Below are 18,258 nucleotides of genomic sequence, written 5' to 3' on the forward strand. Positions count from 1 at the left end.
GGATCTCGTGCGGGTTCATGTCGTCTCCGACGTACACGGAAACGCCGAGGCGCTCGCCCGTGCCGGTGCGGGGGCCGACGCCTTGGTCGTGCTCGGTGATCTCCTCGACTTCGTCGACTACCGGGAACACCACAAGGGCATCCTGGGCGCGCTGTTCGGCGCGGAGAAGGTGGGCGAGTTCGCCCGCCTGCGCCGGGAGGGCACGCGGGACGAGACGGTCACCTATTCCCGGGCGCTGTGGGCCAGCCTGGACGATCCCGCCGCCGCGGTCGAGGAGGCGATCCGCGAGCAGTACGCGGAGCTGTTCGGCGCGCTGACCGTGCCCACCTACGCCACTCCGGGCAATGTGGACACCCCCGCGCTGTGGCCGGAGTTCGCCGGTTCCGGGGTGCAGATCCTGGACGGCGAGGTCGCCGAGGTCGGCGGCCTGCGGCTGGGGTTCGTCGGCGGCGCGCTGCTGCCGCACGGCGTGGTGCCCCGGCGCACGAACCCGGTGTGGCGGCCGTACCTGCGCACCCGGGACGACTTCGACGCCTCGGTGGGGAAGCTGAGCGAGGTCGACGTGCTGTGCACGCACATCCCCCCGGCGGTGCCCGAGCTGACCTACGACGTGGTCGCCCGCCGGGCCGAACTGGGCTCGGATTCGCTGCGCGAGCTGATCGCCGAGCAGCAGCCCCGCTGGTCGCTGTTCGGGCACGTCCACCAGCCCCTCTCCGCGCGGACCCGGGTCGGGAAGACCGAATGCCGCAACGTCGGGCACTTCAAGGTGACCGAGGAGCCGTACGTGCTGCGCTGGTGAGGTCTACGGGACGGTAGCCTCATCGCCATGGCCGAGCAGTCCACCCAGTCCATCGAGGTCGACGCGTCGCCGGAGCGGGTCATGGCGGTCATCGCCGACTTCCCGGCCTACCCCGAGTGGGCCAAGCAGGTCCGCGAGACCGAGGTTCTCGCCGAAGACGCCGGCGGCAAGCCCAAGCAGGTCCGGCTGACCCTGGACGCCGGGCCGATCAAGGACGTCTACACGCTGGAGTACGACTGGGCGGCCGACGGGCTCTCGGTCACCTGGCACCTGGTCAAGGGCCAGATGCAGAAGGCCCAGGACGGCCGCTACCAGCTCGAGCCGATCGGCGGCGGGAAGACGCTGGTCACCTACAGCCTGTCCGTCGAACTGGTGCTCCCGATGATCGGCATGCTCCGGCGCAAGGCGGAGAAGATGGTCATGGACACCGCCCTGAAGGAACTCAAGCGCCGGGTCGAGAGCCAGGGCTAACCTCATGCGGATCCTGCTGTTCACCGGTAAGGGGGGTGTCGGCAAGACGACGCTCGCGGCGGCGACCGCCGCCGGGCTGGCGGGGCAGGGCAGGAAGACGCTGGTCGTGTCCACGGACCCGGCCCATTCGCTCGGGGACGCGTTCGGCCGCCCGCTGGGCGCCGAACCGTCCGAAGTAGACAGTTGCCTGCACGCGGGGCAGATCGACGCCCGGGCCCTGGTGGACAGCGCCTGGCAGGAGCTGCGCGGCCGGCTGCGGTCGGCCCTGTCCGGGGCCGGGATCGACGCGCTGGACGCCGAGGAACTGGCCGTGGTGCCCGGAGTGGACGAGCTGCTGGCGCTCACCGAGGTGCGGCGGCTCGCCGAGAACGGCCCGTGGCGCACCGTCGTGGTCGACTGCGGCCCGACCGCGGAAACGCTGCGGCTGCTCGGTTTGCCGGACGCGCTGGCGGGGTACCTGCCCAAGGTGTTCGCCGGACGGGCGGGTGGAGATCTGCGGCGGCTGGCCGCGCATCTGGAATCGCTGCGCGGCCTCCTCACCGATCCGGCGACCACCACCGTGCGCCTGGTGCTGACCCCGGAACGGGTCGTGGTCGCCGAGGCCCGCCGCACGCTCAGCGCGCTGGCGCTGCGCGGGATCCGGGTCGACGGCCTGATCGTGAACCGCCTGCTGCCGACGGCCGGACGCTGGTTCGGCCCGGCGGCCGCGTGGATGCGCACCCGGCGTGGTCAGCAGGACCGGGTGCTCGCCGAACTGGCCGCGTCCGGACTGACCGGCGACGGCCTTGCTACAGTCGAACACCGCGCGGTCGAGCCGGTCGGCCTGCCCGCGCTGCTGGAGATCTTCACCGAGCTCTACCGTGGCGGGAACCCCTTGTCCGGCAACGGAAAGGGAGTCACGCCACTCCTTCAAGTATCCGAAGTGGACAGTGGATACCAGCTCCGGGTGGCGTTGCCGCTCGGCCGCGACGCCGCGGTGGATCTCGCCAGGATCGACGACGACCTGGCCGTGACTGTGGACGGCTTCCGGCGCCTGATCGCGCTGCCGGAACTCCTGCGCCCGTGCCACGTCACCGGCGCCGAGTCGGACGCCGGAGGGCTGGTCATCTCGCTGTCGCCAGGCCGGAGGCGCGGATGACCGAACGAGACGAGTCGCAGGCGGGCCAGGACGGCGCGAGCCTGGCCGAGGAGATCCGGTTGCTCGTCGACATGGTGATGGACCGGGCGGCGCCCTGGCTGGACGACGTCCTGGCCGCCGGGCACGGCGCGGCCGAGGCGGACCAGACCCCCCACGACGAGCAGCGGACCTGCGGCTGGTGTCCACTGTGTGCGATCGTCGCGGTGGTGCGCGGGGAACGTCCCGAGTTCGCCGCGCGGGTGCTGGAACAGGCGGCCCAGCTCGTCGCCCTGTTGCGGGCGGTGCTCGCCGACCGGTGGGAACCGCAGGAAGGCGTGCACATGCCCGGCTTCCGGCCGGCACCGGCCGAACCCCCGCGGGAACCGCGGGCGGAGGCCGCCCGGGTGCAGCGCATCGCGGTGCGCCGCCGGGAGGAATGGCAGTAGTCGGGTGGAGATCGGTAGCAAGTCTTGAGTAAGAAACAGTGACCGCCGCGGGACTGCGTGCGATCGGGCTGGACGTCGGTGGCACCAGCGTGCGCGCGGGCGTGGTCGACGAGCGGGGCTCGCTCCTGGACACGACCAGGGTCGGCACCCCCAGCGACGAGAACGCCCTCGAGGACGCCATCGCCGGGGCGATCGAGGAACTGCGCAACCGGCACGAGGGCGTCGCCGCGGTCGGGCTCGCCGTCGCGGGCTTCGTCGCGCAGGACCGGCGTTCGGTGATGTTCGCCCCGCATCTCGCCTGGCGGGCGGCGCCGGTGGCGGACCGGATCGCCAAGCGGGTCGGGTTGCCGGTGACGCTGGAGCACGACGCGAACGCGGCGACCGTGGCCGAGCACCGGTTCGGCGCGGCGCGCGGGGCCGAGGTGGCCTGCCTGATCGCGCTGGGCACCGGGATCGGCGCCGGGCTGCTGCTGAACGGCCGGATCTACCGCGGCGCGCACGGCGTGGCGCCCGAACTCGGGCACCTGTGCGTGGTGCCCGGCGGCCGGGCCTGCCCGTGCGGCAAGTACGGCTGCTGGGAGCGGTACTGCAGCGGCACCGCGCTGGCCGCGACCGCGGTCGAACTGCTGGCGCGGCATCCCGGCTCGTCGACCGTGCTCGCCCGGGAGATCTCCGGCGACCCCGGTTCGCTGACCGGCCGCCGGGTCGCCGGGGCCGCGCGGGACGGCGATCCGATCGCCCAGCGCGCGCTGGGCGAGCTGGCCAAGTGGCTGGGCGAGGGGCTCGCGCTGGTGGCCGACGTGTTCGATCCGGAGGTCATGGTGATCGCGGGCGGGGTCTCCGAATCCGCGCCGCTGTTCCTGGACGAGGCGCGCGAGCACTACGCGGGCGCGATCACCGGCGCCGGGCACCGGCCGCTCGCGCGGATCCGCACCGCCCACCTGGGCGACGACACCGCGATCGTGGGCGCCGCGGCGCTCGCGCTGGACAGTCACGTCGAGAGCCGGACCGACCCTGCGGCGGCGAGTCCGAGTACGCGCGTCGGCGAAGCCCCGCGAGCGTGGCGGTGGGGCGTCGGACAGCGGAAGGCGACGTAAGGTGTCAAGTCCGAGCCCCGGCGGCACGACCGTGTCCGCGCGTCCGGAAACAAGCACCGCGGCGGCGAAGGCTCCCGGCACCCGGGCCGGTGTGACAGGGTAGGACGATGGCGCTCATGCCTCGGGAGAACGGCGGCGGTTTCGTCCGGTGCGCGTGCGGGCACCGGCACTGGGGCCTGCACGGGGCGGCCGGGCTGCTGCTCACCGACCCCGCGCGCGGGGTGCTGCTGCAGCGCCGGGCGTGGTGGACCCATCACGGGCGCACCTGGGCGCTGCCCGGCGGCGCGGTGCACGAGGGGGAGTCCGCGTGGCAGGCCGCGACCCGCGAGGCCGAGGAGGAAGCCGCGGTGCGCCGCGGGGCCCTGCGCCCCACCGCAGAGTCCATTGTGGACCACGGAACCTGGCGCTACACCACGGTTCTGGCGACCGCACGGCTGACCATCGAGGAACGCGCGACCAGTATCGAGAGCGCCGAACTGCGCTGGGTGGACCCGGACGAAGTCGCGGACTACAAACTGCATCGCGACTTCGCCACCGCGTGGCCGGATCTGCGGGCACAGCTGGACCGCGAACTCGTCGTCGTGGTGGACGGCGCGAACGTGGTGGGCTCGCGGCCGGACGGCTGGTGGCGGGACCGCGCGGGCGCCGCGGCCCGGCTGCGGGACCGGCTGGCCGGGCTCGCCGGAGCCGGGGTGCCCGACGGCGCGCTCGGGCTGATCGACCGGCCGCACTGGTCGTGGTGGCCGCGGGTCGTGCTCGTGGTCGAGGGGCAGGCGCGCGGCACGGCGGCGGTCGACGGCGTCGAGGTGGTTTCCGCTGCGCGGGACGGGGACTCGGCGATCGTGGCGACCGCCCGCGCGGCCCGCGCCGACCGGCCCGGTGACCACGTCGTCGTGGTGACCGCCGACCGGGAACTCCGCACCCGCGTCGAAGCCGAGGGCGCCACCGTCCGCGGCCCCGCCACCCTGCTCAACCTGCTCGCCCCATAACCCCGGTTGCCGGAGTCCCCCAATGTGGCGTTGGGGGCGTTGAAGGTACCCAATGTGGCGTTCGGGGCGTTGAGCGACACCAATGCCGCATTGGGGGCTTCGAAGCGTCACGTGGGGAGCCACGCTGGGAAAGCTTTGTTGGGGGAACCCCGAGAACCGGGCCGAGTGGTCTAGACCGGTGGCGCGCGGGGCGCTAACGTTTGTTTGTGGTCTAGACCACATTCCCTGCATTCTCGTTTGAACTGCCATTGAGGAGCAGTCATGAGATCGACCCTGCATCGATTACTCAGTGCGACGGCGGCCGCACTGCTCGTCGCCGGAGTGAGCGTGACGGCGAGCCCGGCCGCCCAGGCCGCGGGCAGCCTGACCGCCGAACTCGCGATGTCCGGCACCTCCGGCCAGTACACGGTCACCAACAAGGGCAGCGCCGCGGTGACCGGCTGGGCCATCACCTTCAGCCTGCCGGCGGGCGTGACCGCCAGCTCCGGGGAGAACGCCACGGTCAGCCAGAACGGCACGCAGGTGACGCTGACCCCGGCCTACTACATCAACACCCTGCAACCGGGGAAGTCCACTTACCCGTACAACCCGTCGTTCCGCCTGAGCGCGGCGGCCACCCCGGCGAACTGCCGCGTCGACGACGCGAACTGCGACGGGACCGGCGACACCCCGCCCGCCGCGCCCGGCGGACTGCGGGTGACCGTCAAGACCACGAAAACCGTGACGCTGGCGTGGGACGCGGCCAAACCCGGTTCGCTGCCGGTCACCACGTACGAGGTGTACCGCGGCGGCAGCCTCGCCACGTCGGTCACCGACACCACGGCCACGCTGACCGGGCTCACCCCGAACACCGAGTACTCGTTCACCGTGGTGGCCAAGGACCGGAAGGGGACGGCTTCCCCCGCGAGCACCCCGCTGGTCGTGCGGACCAACAACCCCGGTGACGACACCCAGGCCCCGAGCGTGCCGAGCGGGCTGCGGAGCACGGCCGTCGACGCGGGCAGCGTTTCGCTCGCGTGGACCGCGGCGACCGACAACACCGGCGTGGTCGCGTACGACGTCTACCGCGGCGGCACCCTGGCCGCGACGGTGACCGGCACCTCGGCGAAGGTCACCGGGCTCGCGCCGTCCACCAAGTACGTCTTCACCGTCGCCGCGCGCGACGGATTCGACAACACCTCCGCCGCGAGCACGCCGCTCACGGTCACCACGAGCGACATCGTGAACGGCCACGCGAAGGTGGGCTACTTCGTGCAGTGGGGCATCTACGGGCGCCAGTACTTCGTGCGGAACATGGACACCACCGGCGCGGCGGCGAAGCTGACGCACATCAACTACGCGTTCGGCAACATCGACCCGGTCAACCTGACCTGCCTGCACGGTGTCACCAAGGGCACCTCGCCGAACCCGCAGGACCCGAACCAGGGCGACGGCGCCGGTGACGCCGAGGCCGACTACAGCCGGCCGATGTCCGCGGGGCAGTCCGTGGACGGGGTCGGGGACACCGGCTGGGAGCCGTTGCGCGGCAACTACAACCAGCTGAAGAAGCTGAAGGCCAAGCACCCGCACCTGAAGGTGCTGATCTCGCTCGGCGGGTGGACGTACTCGAAGTACTTCTCCGACGTGGCGGCGAGCGACGCGGCCCGGAAGAAGTTCGTCCGCTCGTGCCTCGACATCTACATCAAGGGCAACCTGCCGACCTACAACGGCGCCGGCGGGCCGGGCACGGCGGCCGGGATCTTCGACGGCATCGACCTGGACTGGGAGTGGCCGGGCGCCGAGGGGCACGCCGGTAACCACATCAGCCCGAACGACAAGGTGAACAACACCCTGCTGATCGAGGAGTTCCGGCGTCAGCTCGACGAGCTGGGCGCCACCACCGGCAAGCGGTACCAGCTCACCGCGTTCACCCCGGCCGACCCGGCGAAGATCGCCGCCGGTTGGGAACTGGCGAAGGTCGCGAACTCCCTGGACATCTTCAACGTCCAGGGCTACGACTTCCACGGCTCGGGCAGCGACAACTCGTGGGAGCCGAACCGGACCGGGCACGCGGGCAACCTCCACACCGACGCGGACGATCCGTATCCGTTCCACTTCAGCGTGGAGAACGCGGTCAACGAGTACCTGAACGCCGGGGTGAGCCCGCGCAAGCTCACCATCGGCCTGGCGTACTACGGCCGCGGCTGGCAGAACGTCACCGACGGCGGCAAGTTCGGCGAATGGCAGGACGCGAAGGGCGCCGCGCCCGGCCAGTTCCCGGAGGAGGCCGGGACCCGGGGTTACGGGAACCTGGTGTCCAGCGTGCCGAACTGCACGGTCCGCCACGACGAGGCGGCGGTCGCCACCTTCTGCTACACCGGCAACGGCGGGCAGTGGTGGACGTTCGACGACACCTGGTCGATCGGCAAGAAGACCGCGTGGATCAAGAGCAAGGGCCTGCTCGGCGCGATGGCCTGGGAGATGTCGGGTGACCCCGGCCTCCTGACCGCCGCGGTCGACGCGGGACTGCGCTGAGGATTCGCGGGACGGCGTCTCAGTTCTGCGTTCTTTCGAGCGCGCCTACGGATTCGCGTAGACGGACCGCGACGTATGCGGACAGGTTCCGGCCTGCCGCGGGGCGGCCCGCCTCCGCGAATCCGTGCCTCCGGCGGGCGCGCGCGTGTCGCAGCCGGGACTGAATCTCTTATCAGAGACACCCCCTAGTCCCGCGCGATGCCGTCCCGCATCTCGGCGATCAGGGAGGCGACCACGGCCTTGAGGCTGCCGTTGTGCTGCCGGGCCGCCGCGCGTTGCCGCTGGTAACTCGCGCCGTACCGCAGGATCGTCTCCACCCCGCGCAGCTCGTCGGCGCAGTCCAGGCGGGCGGCGACCGGCTCCAACCGGTTCAGCACGTCGACGACGTCCTCGGTGACCAGCCGTTCCCGGCCCGCCGCGTCGAGGATCACGATCGCGTCGGTGCCGTAGCGCGCGGCCCGCCACTTGTTCTCCTGCACGTGCCACGGCGGCAGCATCGGCAGCGCCTCGCCGTTGTCCAGCCGGGTGCTGAAGTCGTCCACCAGGCACTGGGTGAGCGCCGCGATCGAGGCCACCTCCTCCAGGGTGGGCAGGCCGTCGCAGACTCGCATCTCGATCGTGCCGAAGTGCGGCGCCGGGCGGATGTCCCAGCGAATCTCGGAGAAGTGGTCGATGACCCCGGTGACGAACATGTCGTCGACATAGCCCTCCAGCTCCGACCACTTGCGGAACTGGAACGGCAGCCCGGCGGTCGGCAGCTGCTGGAACATCAGCGCCCGGTTGGAGGCGTACCCGGTGTCCTCGGCGCCCCAGAACGGCGAGGACGCGGACAGCGCCTGCAGGTGCGGGGCGTAGTTGAGCAGCGCGTCCAGCACCGGGAGCACCTTGTCCCGGTGGTCGAGCCCGATGTGCACGTGGACGCCGTAGATCAGCATCTGGCGGCCCCACCACTGGGTCCGGTCGATGAGCTTGGCGTACCGTTCCTTGTCGGTGACTTTCTGCTGGTACCAGGACGAGAACGGGTGCGTTCCGGCGGAGAACAGCTCCACGCCGAGCGGGTCGGTGACCTCGCGGACGACCTCCAGCGACTCGGCGAGATCGGCGGCGGCCTCGGCGACCGTCGTGCAGACCCCGGTGATGATCTCGACGGTGTTGAGCAGCAGTTCCTGCTTGATCTTGGGATGCGCTTCGAGCCCGGCCGGGCAGACCTCGTGCAGGATCTGCTCGGCGACCGAGGTCAGCTCGCCGGTCCGGCGGTCGACCAGCGCGAGTTCCCATTCGGCGCCGACGGTCGACTGGCGGGAGGGGCTGAACTCGATGTGCATGGCGACCCCCTGGGGGGTTAGACCTGTGCCCCGGTCGTGGGATCGGCGCCGTCCGGCGGCCCCTGCTTGACCCGGAGCAGCAGCAGGGCGATCCCGATGGCGAGCGACAGGATGCCCAGCGGAGTCCCCAGGTTGGTGCCGATGCCGACCAGGTTGGGTGCGATGAGCAGGAGCAGGCCGACGACGAAGAACAGCAGCACCACGAAGGCGCCCTTGCGCGGCCGGGGCAGCGGGGGCGGCTCCGGCGGCACGTAGTGCTCGTCGTCGTCGCCGGCGTCCTCGCCGAACATGGTCTCGTCCCATTCGACCTCGCCGCCGCGCCAGGCGGTGCCCGAGGTGACGGCCCCGCCGGTCTCCGGGGCGTCCTTCGAATCCTTCGAGTCCTTCGGCCGCGGTTCGGGGTCGGGCTCGAGGCCGGTGGTCTCGGCCGTGCCCACGCCCTCGGCGCGCAGGTCGGCGACGATCGCGGCGAACGTGGCGTCCACGTCGTCCGGGTCGGTGTCGTGGCTGCGGTTCACGCGGGATCACCCGCTCTGCTGTGCCGGACGGCGTTGACGAACTCGACGCTGCGCTCGAAGATCAGCGGTGCGTCGTTGTCCAGCGTGGCCACGTGATAGCTGTTCTGGAGCACAACCTCGGTCACGTCCGTACTGCGTACGCCGTTCAGAATGATCTTCGAGTTCTCCGGCTCCACCACATGGTCAACGACCGAATGCAGCAGGAGTAGCGGCTGGGTCACCCGGTCCAGCTCGGCGCGGACCAGCCGCCACAACCGGCTCAGGCTCTCCGCCGCGCGGACCGGGGTCCGCGCGTACGCCTGCTCGAGCACGCCCGGTTTGCAGATGTCGTTGCCGATGGCCTTCACCGAGGGCAGCACCCGGCAGAGCACCGGCAGCAGCTTCGCGTCCCGGCGCAGCGTCATCACCGACGGGTTGACCAGCGCGATCCCGGCGATGGCGTCGCCGAACTCCGCGGCCAGCCGCAGGGTGAGCGTGCCGCCCATCGACTGGCCGAACACGAACACCGACCGGCAGGTCTCGGCGAGTTCGGTGAACTCGGCGCGCACGCAGCCGTACCAGTCGGTCCACCTGGTCCGGTTCATCTCCTGCCAGGTGGTGCCGTGCCCCGGCAGGCGCGGCCCGCGGACGGTGAACCCGGCCTCGGCCAGGTGCTCACCCCACGGCCGCATACTCGCCGGGGTCCCGGTGAAGCCGTGACAGAGCAGCACGCCGACCTCGGTAGAGCCGGTGTGCGAGAACGGTTCTGCGCCGGCGAGCACGGGCATGCTCGTTCGCCCTTCCCTCGGACCACTCGGACGTCCATGTTCGCACGCCGGGCCGCCGTTGTGGATGCGTGTGCGGGGCGGAGTCGCGGGTACTCCCATGTGACATCGGTCGCCCGGCCCGCGCAACCGGGGGGTAGCCGTTGTGCTGGGACTACCACGCTTCGTAGGCTTGCTGACCGGGCAGGGACGTGACGCGCTAGGAGGACAGGGCACGGTGCTGTATCGATTGATGAAGTACGTGCTGCTGGGTCCCCTGCTCCGGCTGCTGTGGCCGACCAAGGTGAGCGGCTTGGAGAACATTCCGGCCCGCGGGGGCGCGATTCTGGCGAGCAATCACCTCGCGGTGGCGGACTCGTTCTTCATGCCGCTCTATGTGAAGCGAATGGTCACCTTTCCGGCCAAACAGGAGTATTTCACCGAAAAGGGTGTCAAGGGCCGGTTGAAGAAATGGTTCTTCACCGGGGTCGGCCAGTTCCCGATCGACCGGTCCAGCGGTTCGGCCGCGCAGGCGGCGCTGGACACCGCGATCCGGCTGCTGCGGGACGGCCGCCTGCTCGGGATCTACCCGGAGGGCACCCGCTCGCCGGACGCCCGCCTGTACAAGGGCAAGACCGGCGTCGCGCGGATCGCGCTGGAAGCCGGGGTGCCGGTGATCCCGGTGGCCATGATCGGCACGGACAAGGTCAACCCGATCGGCTCGAAGATGTGGTGGCCACGCCGCCTGGAGATCCGGTTCGGCGCGCCGCTGGACTTCTCCCGGTACGAGGGCCTCGGCGGCGACCGGTTCGTCGAGCGGTCGATCACCGACGAGATCATGTACGCCCTGATGGAACTGTCCGGTCAGGAGTACGTGGACATCTACGCCGCCAAGGCGAAGGAACTGCTCGCCGCGGAAGCCGCCGGGGTGCGCCCCGCGGTCCCGGCCCAGGCCTCGGGCCTGGACGCCGACCGGGTGCCGCAAACGAAAGCGGGTTAGGCCACTAGGGTGCACCGGTGCGATTTTTCTACGACACCGAGTTCATCGAGGACGGCATAACCATCGACCTGGTCTCGATCGGTGTCGTGGACGAAAAGGGTCGCGAGTTCTACGCGGTATCCACCGAATTCGACCCCGGCAAGGCGGGCCCGTGGGTCCGGGACAACGTGCTGCCCAAGCTGCCCTCGCCCGCCGATCCGGCCTGGCGCAGCCGCGAGCAAATCCGTACCGACCTGCTGAACTTCCTCGGCAAGCCGCCGGGCGGGATCGAACTCTGGGCCTGGTTCGCCGCCTACGACCACGTCGCCCTGGCCCAGCTCTGGGGCCCGATGCCCGCCCTGCCGCGCCAGCTGCCCCGGTTCACCCGTGACCTGCGCCAGCGCTGGGAGGACGTGGGCAAGCCGAAGCTGCCCGCCGCCCCCACCGACGCCCACGACGCCCTCGCCGACGCGAAGCACAACCTGGAACGCTGGCGCATCATCGAGGACGTCCGCCGCCACCGCACCTTCCCCGCCTAGCCGCACCCTTTGTCATGAGGGGACCCCTCCGGACGAATTTCGTCATGAGGGGACCCCTCCTAACACCCGGTCAGCGGCGGGTGGTGACCGCGTTGGCGAGTTCGGTGAGGAGGGCGGCGGTGGTGGGCCAGTCCATGCAGGCGTCGGTGATGCTCTGGCCGTAGGTCAGCTCGGCGCCGCGGCCCAGGGTGAGGTCCTGGCGGCCGCCGGTGAGGAAGCTTTCCAGCATGATCCCGGCGATGCCGCGTTCGCCCGCGCCGATGCGGCCGGCCAGTTCGCGGGTCACCTCGGCCTGGCGGCGGTGGTCCTTGCCGCTGTTGCCGTGGCTCGCGTCGATGATCACCCGCTCCGGCAGCCCCGCCTTGTGCAGGCGGGCGAGGGTGTCGGTCACCGTCTCCCGGTCGTGGTTGGGGCCCGCCGCGCTGCCGCGCAGGATCACGTGGCAGTCCGGGTTGCCCGAGGTGCTGATCAGCGCGGCCAGGCCGTCGGAGTTGATGCCCGGGAACACGTGACCGGCGCCCGCGGCACGGGTCGCGTCCACCGCGACCTGCACGTCGCCCTCGGTGGAGTTCTTGATCCCGACCGGCATGGACAGCGCGCTGCACAACTGCCGGTGCACCTGGCTCGCGGCGGTCCGCGCGCCGATCGAACCCCAGGTGACCGTGTCCGAGATGAACTGCGGCGTGATCGGGTCGAGGAATTCGCAGCCGACCGGAAGGCCCAGCGCGGAGACGTCGAGCAGCAGCTTGCGGGCCAGCCGCAGGCCCTTGTTGACTGCGAACGTGCCGTCCAGGTCCGGATCGTTGATCAGGCCCTTCCAGCCCAGTGTGGTGCGCGGTTTCTCGAAGTAGACACGCATGATCACGTGCAGCCGGTCGCGCAGCGGCGCGGCGTGCTCGGCCAGGCGCGCCGCGTAGTCGAGGGCGGCGGCCGGATCGTGCACCGAGCACGGGCCGACGATCACGATCAGCCGGTCGTCCCGGCCGCTGAGGATGTCCACGGTTTCGGCGCGGCCCTGCTGAACCGTCTTCGCGACGGCGGCGTCCATCGGATGTTCCTGGCGGAGCAGCGCGGGGGACAGCAGCGGGCTGACGCTGGTGGTCCGCTGGTTGTCCAGTTGCTGGAGCGGGTCGGCGGGCCCGGCGGTGAGTGACATGGCGGGGGTTTCCTTTCCGCAAACCGCCCCGCCGGAACCCGCCGAGCCGGTTTGTCGAGATCCGGCTCGTGGGTGGAGATGTCAGCGCACGGTGTCGCCGACCGGCCCACCCAGGGCCGGCCCGCTAAACCAGAAATAACGCCGCACGCCCGTCACTGTAACAGGTCGCCCCGATCTCCTGCACCGATCAAGAGTTGTCCGGCTATCCTGGCGCCGACAGTGTGACGCAGGACAACAATCATGCGGAGGTCTAAACCAATGCGAGTCGGTGTGCTGACCGGCGGCGGCGACTGCCCGGGCCTGAACGCGGTCATCCGGGCGGTGGTGCGCAAGGGCATCGAGGTGCACGGCTGGGAAATCGTCGGCTTCCGCAGTGGGTGGCAGGGGCCGCTCACCGGGGACAGCCGGCCGCTCGGTCTGAACGACGTGGAGGAGATCCTCACCCGGGGCGGCACCATCCTCGGCTCCTCGCGCACCAATCCGTACAAAGTGGACGGTGGGGTCGACAAGATCAAGTCGGTGCTCGCCGAGCAGGGCGTGGACGCCCTCATCGCGATCGGCGGCGAGGACACGCTCGGCGTGGCGAAGCGGCTGACCGACGACGGCGTCGGCGTGGTCGGCGTGCCGAAGACCATCGACAACGACCTCGGTGCGACCGACTACACGTTCGGCTTCGACACCGCGGTGCACATCGCGACCGAGGCCATCGACCGGCTGCGGACGACCGCCGAATCGCATTTCCGCGCGCTGGTCGTGGAGGTGATGGGCCGGCACGCCGGGTGGATCGCGCTGCACTCCGGGCTGGCCGGTGGCGCGAACGTGATCCTCGTGCCGGAGAAGCCGTTCTCGGTCGAGCAGGTCGTCGAATGGGTCGAGCGCCGCTTCGAGCGGATGTACGCGCCGATCATCGTGGTCGCCGAGGGCGCGATCCCGGACGGCGGCGCCGAGGTGCTCAAGACCGGCGAGAAGGACGCGTTCGGGCACGTGCGGCTGGGCGGCATCGGCACCTGGCTGGCCGACGAGATCGCCGCCCGCACCGGCAAGGAGTCGCGTGCGGTCGTGCTCGGGCACACCCAGCGCGGCGGCACGCCGACCGCGTACGACCGGGTGCTGGCCACCCGGTTCGGCCTGCACGCGGTGGACGCGGTGGCGGCGGGCGACTTCGGCGTGATGGTCGCGCTGCGCGGCACCGACATCGTGCGGGTCAAGCTGTCCGAGGCGACCGCCGAGCTGAAGACCGTTCCGGTGGAGCGCTACCGGGAAGCCGAAGTCTTCTTCGGCTGACCTAGATCCGAGCGAGGGAGTCGAGCACGCTCGAGGCCTGGTCGATGTCTTCGGTCAGCGGCCGGTCCTCGAGCGCCGGGTCCAGCACCTCGGACGCCTTCTCGTAGGCGTCGCGGACGGGGAGGTCGACCAGGTCGGCGTCGCGCATGCGCAACGCGCGCACGGCGGCGATCAGCTCGCACGCGAGGAGCTGGGTGTAGGCCGCGCAGGCCTTGGTGGCGGCGCGGGCCGCCTGGGTGGAGAAGCTCGCGTGGTCCTCGATGCCGCGGGACACGACCGCGGTCCCCAGCGTCACCGGCAGCGCGGCCTGCCGCAGCTCGGTGAGCGCGTCGTGTGCCACGTATTCCAGGATCATCACGCCCGAACTGCCCGGCGGTCCGGCCGCGAGGAACGGCCGCAGCCCGGTGAACTCGGGTTCGACCAGATCGCCGAGCCGGGCGGCCGACAGCTCCGCCACCTGGTGCACGGTGGCTCGCGCCTGGTCGAGGGCGGCGGAGACGTACGCGGTGTGGAAATGCGCGTGGTGGTAGGCGTCGGCGTGCCGGGTCGAGATCATCGGGTTCTCCGTGCTCGCGTTGATCTCGATCGCCAGCACCTCCCGCAGGTAGTGGACCGCGTCCAGGGCGGGCCCCTGCACCTGGGGAAAGGCGCGCAGCCCGAACGGATCCTGGATCCGGCTGCCCGGTTTCGGCGTGCCGTGCATGCCGAGCAGCCGCCGCATCTCGGCGGCGCAGGCGACCTGGCCGGGATGCGGCCGCGCTTCGTGCACGGGCGTGGCGTAGGCCTCCGGGTTGCCGTCCAGCGCGATGTAGGACAGCGCCGCGACGGCGTGGCTCGCCCTGGTCAGGGTGTCCAGGCGGAGCGCGGCGAGGGTGGCCTCGGCCAGGGTCGCCGCGTTGCTGCTCATGAACGCGAGCGCGTCCCCGGCCGCCACGGCGACCGGCGGCACGCCGTGCGCCTGCCAAGGCCGCTCGCCCGCCAGTGCCAGGCCGATCTCGGCGAGCGGGGTCAGATCGCCGGTGCCGATCGCGCCGAGCCGGTGCACCAGGGGGAGTGAACCCGAACGCAGCGCGTCGGCGAGTGCGGTGATCAACGGCGGGCCGACCCCGGACCGGCCGGCGATCAGCTGGTTGAGCCGGATCAGCATGGTCGCCCGGATCTGGCCCGGCGGCATCACCTCGCCGCTGCCGCCCGCGTGACTGCGCAACAGCCGCAGCCCGTGCTCCACGGTGTCGTTCCCGGCGACGACGTCCTCCTTGTTCGCGCCCACGCCGGTGGTGCGGCCGTACACCACGCGCCGCGTGCTCAGCTCCTCGGCGAGCCGCCAGGCGTGCTCGGCGGAGCGCAACCCCGCGGTCGAGACGTCGAGTGCCAGCGGCCCCTCGGTGGCCGCGGCGGACACGACATCGGCACAGCGCAGGGTTCGGCCGTCCACCCGGATCACCGCGTCCTCCTTTCCCGCTGCGCTCACTATGGCCGGTCGATCAGGTGCTCGCCGGTTGCCACGGCGGCGCGGTACTCGATGATCACCTGGTAAGAAAAGCGTGCGATACGGCATTGATCAAGTTCGCGCTTTCCGCGCGCGGCCGCCGCACGTCGAGCACCACCGCACCGGGGAGGGACGACGTTCGGTCCGGCCCGCGGGCGCGCTACGACCGGGGCGAACGCCGTGCCGCGGCCACCGGCGTGCCGTTCGAGGAACCACCGGACTGGTTCCGTTGCCCACGACGAAAGTTTGCTTTGCTGGTCTGAACCATTGACGTATTGGTCTAGTCCACTTAACTTTAGTAGTCCCTGCCCCGTAGTTTCTCCGTCACCCATGGTGACCCCGAATTGAGGTGCACCAGCGCCGCGGTTCCTGCTCGACCGCGGTTTCCCTGCATGCGGTGCGGCATGGCACCGCCCTCCCGAGGGAGAGGACATGTTCAAGTTCCGAAAGCGCACACTGCTGGCGTTCGGCGGCGCGGCCGTCGGCGCCGTGCTGGCCATGGGCCTGGCGGCGCCGGCCGCCGCGGACCTCCCGGCCGCTCCCGCCGCCGACCCCGGCGCCGCCGCGGTCGGCAAGACGCTCGGCTATTTCACGCAATGGGGCGTCTACGGACGCAATTACCACGTCAAGAACATCGAAACCAGCGGTTCGGCCGCCAAGCTGACGCATATCAACTACGCCTTCGGAAATGTGCAGGGCGGCCGGTGCACGCTCGGTGACACCTATGCCGACTACGACAAGTTCTACGGTGCGGACGCGAGCGTCGACGGGGTCTCGGACACCTGGGACGCCGGGGCCCTGCGCGGGAACTTCGGCCAGCTCAAGCGGCTGAAGAAGATGCACCCGAACCTCAAGGTGCTGTTCTCCTTCGGCGGCTGGACCTGGTCCGGCGGCTTCGGGCAAGCGGCGGCGAACCCGGCCGCGTTCGCCGAGTCCTGCTACAACCTGATCAACGACAAGCGCTGGGCGGGCGTGTTCGACGGCATCGACATCGACTGGGAGTACCCGAACGCCTGCGGCCTGACCTGCGACACCAGTGGACCGGCCGCGTTCAAGAACCTGGCGGCCGCGCTGCGGGCGAAGTTCGGTTCCAAGCTGGTGACCGCCGCGATCTCCGCCGACGGCACCGACGGCGGCAAGCTGGACAAGGCGGACTACGCCGGGGCCGCGCAGTACTTCGACTGGTACAACGTGATGACGTACGACTTCTTCGGCGGCTGGGCGGCGCAGGGCCCGACCGCGCCGCACTCGCCGCTCACGTCCTACAACGGGATCCCCACCGCGGGCTTCTACTCCGACGCCGCGATCCAGAAGCTGAAGAGCAAGGGCATCCCGGCGAGCAAACTGTTGCTGGGCCTCGGTTTCTACGGTCGCGGTTGGACCGGCGTCACCCAGTCCGCGCCCGGCGGCAAGGCGACCGGCCCCGCACCGGGGACCTACGAGCAGGGCATCGACGACTACAAGGTGCTGAAGACCAAGTGCCCGGCGAACGGAACGGTCGCGGGCACCGCGTACGCCTTCTGCGGCAACCAGTGGTGGAGCTACGACACCCCGAGCACCATCCGCGGCAAGCTGGGTTACGCCCGGAACCAGGGGCTGGGCGGGACGTTCTTCTGGGAACTGTCCGGCGACACCGGCAACGGTGAACTCATCTCCGCGATCGCCGGCGGATGACCAACCGGGCGGGGAGTCCTCAACCGGGGCTCCTCGTCAGGTTTTCGCCTCGGCCAACTCGCCCGGCGGGTTGGCCGAGGCTTTGCGCAGGATCTCGGCCACCGCGCCGAGATCCACGCCGGCGAGCCGCTTGAACCGGATGCGGCTCTTGCCGACGGACGCCTTCGGCAGCCGGTCGGCGTAGGACTCGGCGAGGTACCGGTCACCGTCGGTCGCGGTCACATGGTCGGCGCGAGTTCGGGGACGGTCGCACGGATCAGCTCGTGCGGGGTGCGCAACTCGGCCCGCCGGGGTTCGGCGAGGCTCGCGAGGTACTGCTCATGCGTCTTCGCCGTGGACTTGCCCCGCATGGGTGGCTCCCGCGATCGAGTGGCTGGTGCTCGCATTATCGTGTCCGGGTGAAGTTCGCGGGATTCGGAGAACACGCCGTCGAGTTCTACGACGGATTGCTCGCCGACAATTCGAAGCCGTACTGGGAAGACCACCTGGCCGTCTACAAGAACGACGTCCGCGCCCCGATGGAGGCGCTGCTGGCCGAGCTGCAGCCCGAGTTCGGGGCCGAATTCGGCGAGGGCAAGGTGTTCCGCCCGCACCGCGATGTCCGGTTCGCCAAGGACAAGAGCCCGTACAAGACGCACTGCGGTGGCGTCATCGAACAGGGCCGCGGCGGGGGCGCGTACTACGTCGAGCTGAGTTCGGCCGGCCTGCGGGTCGGCGGCGGCTGCTTCCACCTGGCCAGCGATCAGCTCGCCCGGTTCCGGCAGGCCGTGGACACCGACATCCACGGCGGCGCGCTGGAGAAGATCCTCGCGAAGCTGCGCCGGGCCGGTTGGGAGATCGCCGGTGACGCGCTGAAGACCAAGCCCCGCGGATTCGCCGAGGACCACCCGCGGATCGACCTGCTCCGCCACCGCTCGCTGTACGCGGTCCGGGTGTGGGAACCGGACGACACGCTGCACGAACGCGCCTGCCTCGACCGGGTCCGGCGCGCCTGGCGCCAGCTCCGCCCGTTCAACGAGTGGGCGCGGGACCACGTCGGCGTGAGCGAGGAATCACCCCGTCGCAGGTAGCCGTGCTCGTCGTGCGCGGGCGGCCTTCGGCCGAGGCGGCCTGGTCGA

Annotated in this window: 19 protein-coding genes; 12 read left to right on the forward strand and 7 right to left on the reverse strand. The window is 70.8% G+C overall.

Going from position 1 to position 18,258, the window contains the following annotated elements:
• The first annotated feature begins 7 nt into the window (after window positions 1-7).
• The 7 genes from FXO23_RS08540 (at window position 8) to FXO23_RS08570 (ending at window position 7,433) form a co-directional block, all read left to right on the forward strand.
• On the forward strand, window positions 8-799 hold the full coding sequence (locus tag FXO23_RS08540) for a metallophosphoesterase family protein (protein ID WP_158882647.1): 792 nt from the start codon (window positions 8-10) through the stop codon (window positions 797-799).
• Window positions 800-826: 27 nt separating this feature from the next.
• The gene (locus FXO23_RS08545) at window positions 827-1,270 is read left to right on the forward strand and encodes an SRPBCC family protein (protein ID WP_158882649.1); all 444 of its coding nucleotides are present in this window, start codon (window positions 827-829) and stop codon (window positions 1,268-1,270) included.
• A gap of 4 nt (window positions 1,271-1,274) precedes the next feature.
• Entirely contained in the window at window positions 1,275-2,408 is a 1,134-nt protein-coding gene (locus FXO23_RS08550; RefSeq protein ID WP_158882651.1) for an ArsA family ATPase, read from the forward strand.
• Window positions 2,405-2,833 carry a hypothetical protein gene (locus FXO23_RS08555; RefSeq protein ID WP_158882653.1) on the forward strand — a complete coding sequence of 143 codons (429 nt, stop codon included), beginning with the start codon at window positions 2,405-2,407 and terminating at the stop codon, window positions 2,831-2,833. Before FXO23_RS08550 ends, FXO23_RS08555 begins: the two co-directional genes overlap by 4 nt.
• 68 nt (window positions 2,834-2,901) lie before the next feature.
• On the forward strand, window positions 2,902-3,930 hold the full coding sequence (locus tag FXO23_RS08560) for an ROK family protein (RefSeq protein WP_246257061.1): 1,029 nt from the start codon (window positions 2,902-2,904) through the stop codon (window positions 3,928-3,930).
• A 116-nt stretch (window positions 3,931-4,046) separates the two neighbouring features.
• Window positions 4,047-4,919, forward strand: a complete 873-nt coding sequence (locus FXO23_RS08565) for an NUDIX domain-containing protein (RefSeq protein ID WP_158883046.1) — start codon at window positions 4,047-4,049, stop codon at window positions 4,917-4,919.
• A gap of 261 nt (window positions 4,920-5,180) precedes the next feature.
• Window positions 5,181-7,433 carry a glycosyl hydrolase family 18 protein gene (locus FXO23_RS08570; RefSeq protein ID WP_158882655.1) on the forward strand — a complete coding sequence of 751 codons (2,253 nt, stop codon included), beginning with the start codon at window positions 5,181-5,183 and terminating at the stop codon, window positions 7,431-7,433.
• A 185-nt stretch (window positions 7,434-7,618) separates the two neighbouring features.
• On the opposite strand, the gene FXO23_RS08575 is transcribed toward FXO23_RS08570, so the two are convergent.
• The 3 genes from FXO23_RS08575 to FXO23_RS08585 are packed head-to-tail and all read right to left on the reverse strand — an operon-like array spanning window position 7,619 to window position 10,043.
• Window positions 7,619-8,758, reverse strand: coding sequence for a glutamate--cysteine ligase (locus tag FXO23_RS08575; RefSeq protein ID WP_158882657.1), 1,140 nt, complete (start codon window positions 8,756-8,758; stop codon window positions 7,619-7,621).
• A 17-nt stretch (window positions 8,759-8,775) separates the two neighbouring features.
• The gene (locus FXO23_RS08580; protein ID WP_158882659.1) at window positions 8,776-9,276 is read right to left on the reverse strand and encodes a hypothetical protein; all 501 of its coding nucleotides are present in this window, start codon (window positions 9,274-9,276) and stop codon (window positions 8,776-8,778) included.
• The gene (locus tag FXO23_RS08585; protein ID WP_158882661.1) at window positions 9,273-10,043 is read right to left on the reverse strand and encodes an alpha/beta hydrolase; all 771 of its coding nucleotides are present in this window, start codon (window positions 10,041-10,043) and stop codon (window positions 9,273-9,275) included. The genes FXO23_RS08580 and FXO23_RS08585 overlap by 4 nt, the downstream gene beginning before the upstream one ends.
• Window positions 10,044-10,257: 214 nt before the next feature.
• On the opposite strand from FXO23_RS08585, the gene FXO23_RS08590 reads away from it, so the two are divergent.
• Both FXO23_RS08590 and FXO23_RS08595 read left to right on the forward strand, forming a co-directional pair.
• A complete protein-coding gene (locus FXO23_RS08590; protein ID WP_158882663.1) occupies window positions 10,258-11,019 on the forward strand; it encodes a lysophospholipid acyltransferase family protein in 762 nt (253 codons plus the stop codon).
• 17 nt (window positions 11,020-11,036) lie between these two features.
• A complete protein-coding gene (locus FXO23_RS08595) occupies window positions 11,037-11,537 on the forward strand; it encodes a polyadenylate-specific 3'-exoribonuclease AS (RefSeq protein WP_158882665.1) in 501 nt (166 codons plus the stop codon).
• Window positions 11,538-11,607: 70 nt separating this feature from the next.
• On the opposite strand, the gene FXO23_RS08600 is transcribed toward FXO23_RS08595, so the two are convergent.
• On the reverse strand, window positions 11,608-12,693 hold the full coding sequence (locus FXO23_RS08600) for a 3-deoxy-7-phosphoheptulonate synthase (protein WP_158882667.1): 1,086 nt from the start codon (window positions 12,691-12,693) through the stop codon (window positions 11,608-11,610).
• A 258-nt stretch (window positions 12,694-12,951) separates the two neighbouring features.
• On the opposite strand from FXO23_RS08600, the gene FXO23_RS08605 reads away from it, so the two are divergent.
• Window positions 12,952-13,977, forward strand: a complete 1,026-nt coding sequence (locus FXO23_RS08605; protein WP_158882669.1) for a 6-phosphofructokinase — start codon at window positions 12,952-12,954, stop codon at window positions 13,975-13,977.
• Window position 13,978: 1 nt separating this feature from the next.
• On the opposite strand, the gene FXO23_RS08610 is transcribed toward FXO23_RS08605, so the two are convergent.
• Window positions 13,979-15,421 carry an aromatic amino acid ammonia-lyase gene (locus tag FXO23_RS08610; RefSeq protein WP_158882671.1) on the reverse strand — a complete coding sequence of 481 codons (1,443 nt, stop codon included), beginning with the start codon at window positions 15,419-15,421 and terminating at the stop codon, window positions 13,979-13,981.
• Window positions 15,422-15,898: 477 nt separating this feature from the next.
• Here FXO23_RS08610 and FXO23_RS08615 point away from each other — a divergent pair, with 477 nt between their 5' ends.
• On the forward strand, window positions 15,899-17,140 hold the full coding sequence (locus tag FXO23_RS08615; protein ID WP_179956720.1) for a glycoside hydrolase family 18 protein: 1,242 nt from the start codon (window positions 15,899-15,901) through the stop codon (window positions 17,138-17,140).
• Between the two features lie 36 nt (window positions 17,141-17,176).
• Here the strand turns inward: FXO23_RS08615 and FXO23_RS50990 are convergent, their stop codons facing one another.
• Together FXO23_RS50990 and FXO23_RS52215 are read right to left on the reverse strand one after the other, a co-directional pair.
• Window positions 17,177-17,362: a DUF1801 domain-containing protein gene (locus FXO23_RS50990; protein WP_218951927.1), complete on the reverse strand. Its 186-nt coding sequence runs from the start codon at window positions 17,360-17,362 to the stop codon at window positions 17,177-17,179.
• The gene (locus FXO23_RS52215) at window positions 17,359-17,490 is read right to left on the reverse strand and encodes a hypothetical protein (RefSeq protein ID WP_281356488.1); all 132 of its coding nucleotides are present in this window, start codon (window positions 17,488-17,490) and stop codon (window positions 17,359-17,361) included. Before FXO23_RS52215 ends, FXO23_RS50990 begins: the two co-directional genes overlap by 4 nt.
• Before the next feature lie 48 nt (window positions 17,491-17,538).
• Between FXO23_RS52215 and FXO23_RS08625 the strand changes: the two genes are divergently transcribed.
• Complete coding sequence (locus tag FXO23_RS08625) at window positions 17,539-18,210, forward strand: DUF2461 domain-containing protein (protein ID WP_158882673.1); 672 nt, start codon at window positions 17,539-17,541, stop codon at window positions 18,208-18,210.
• Window positions 18,211-18,258 lie beyond the last annotated feature (48 nt).

This window comes from Amycolatopsis anabasis (assembly GCF_009765355.1).
GTDB lineage: Bacteria > Actinomycetota > Actinomycetes > Mycobacteriales > Pseudonocardiaceae > Amycolatopsis > Amycolatopsis anabasis.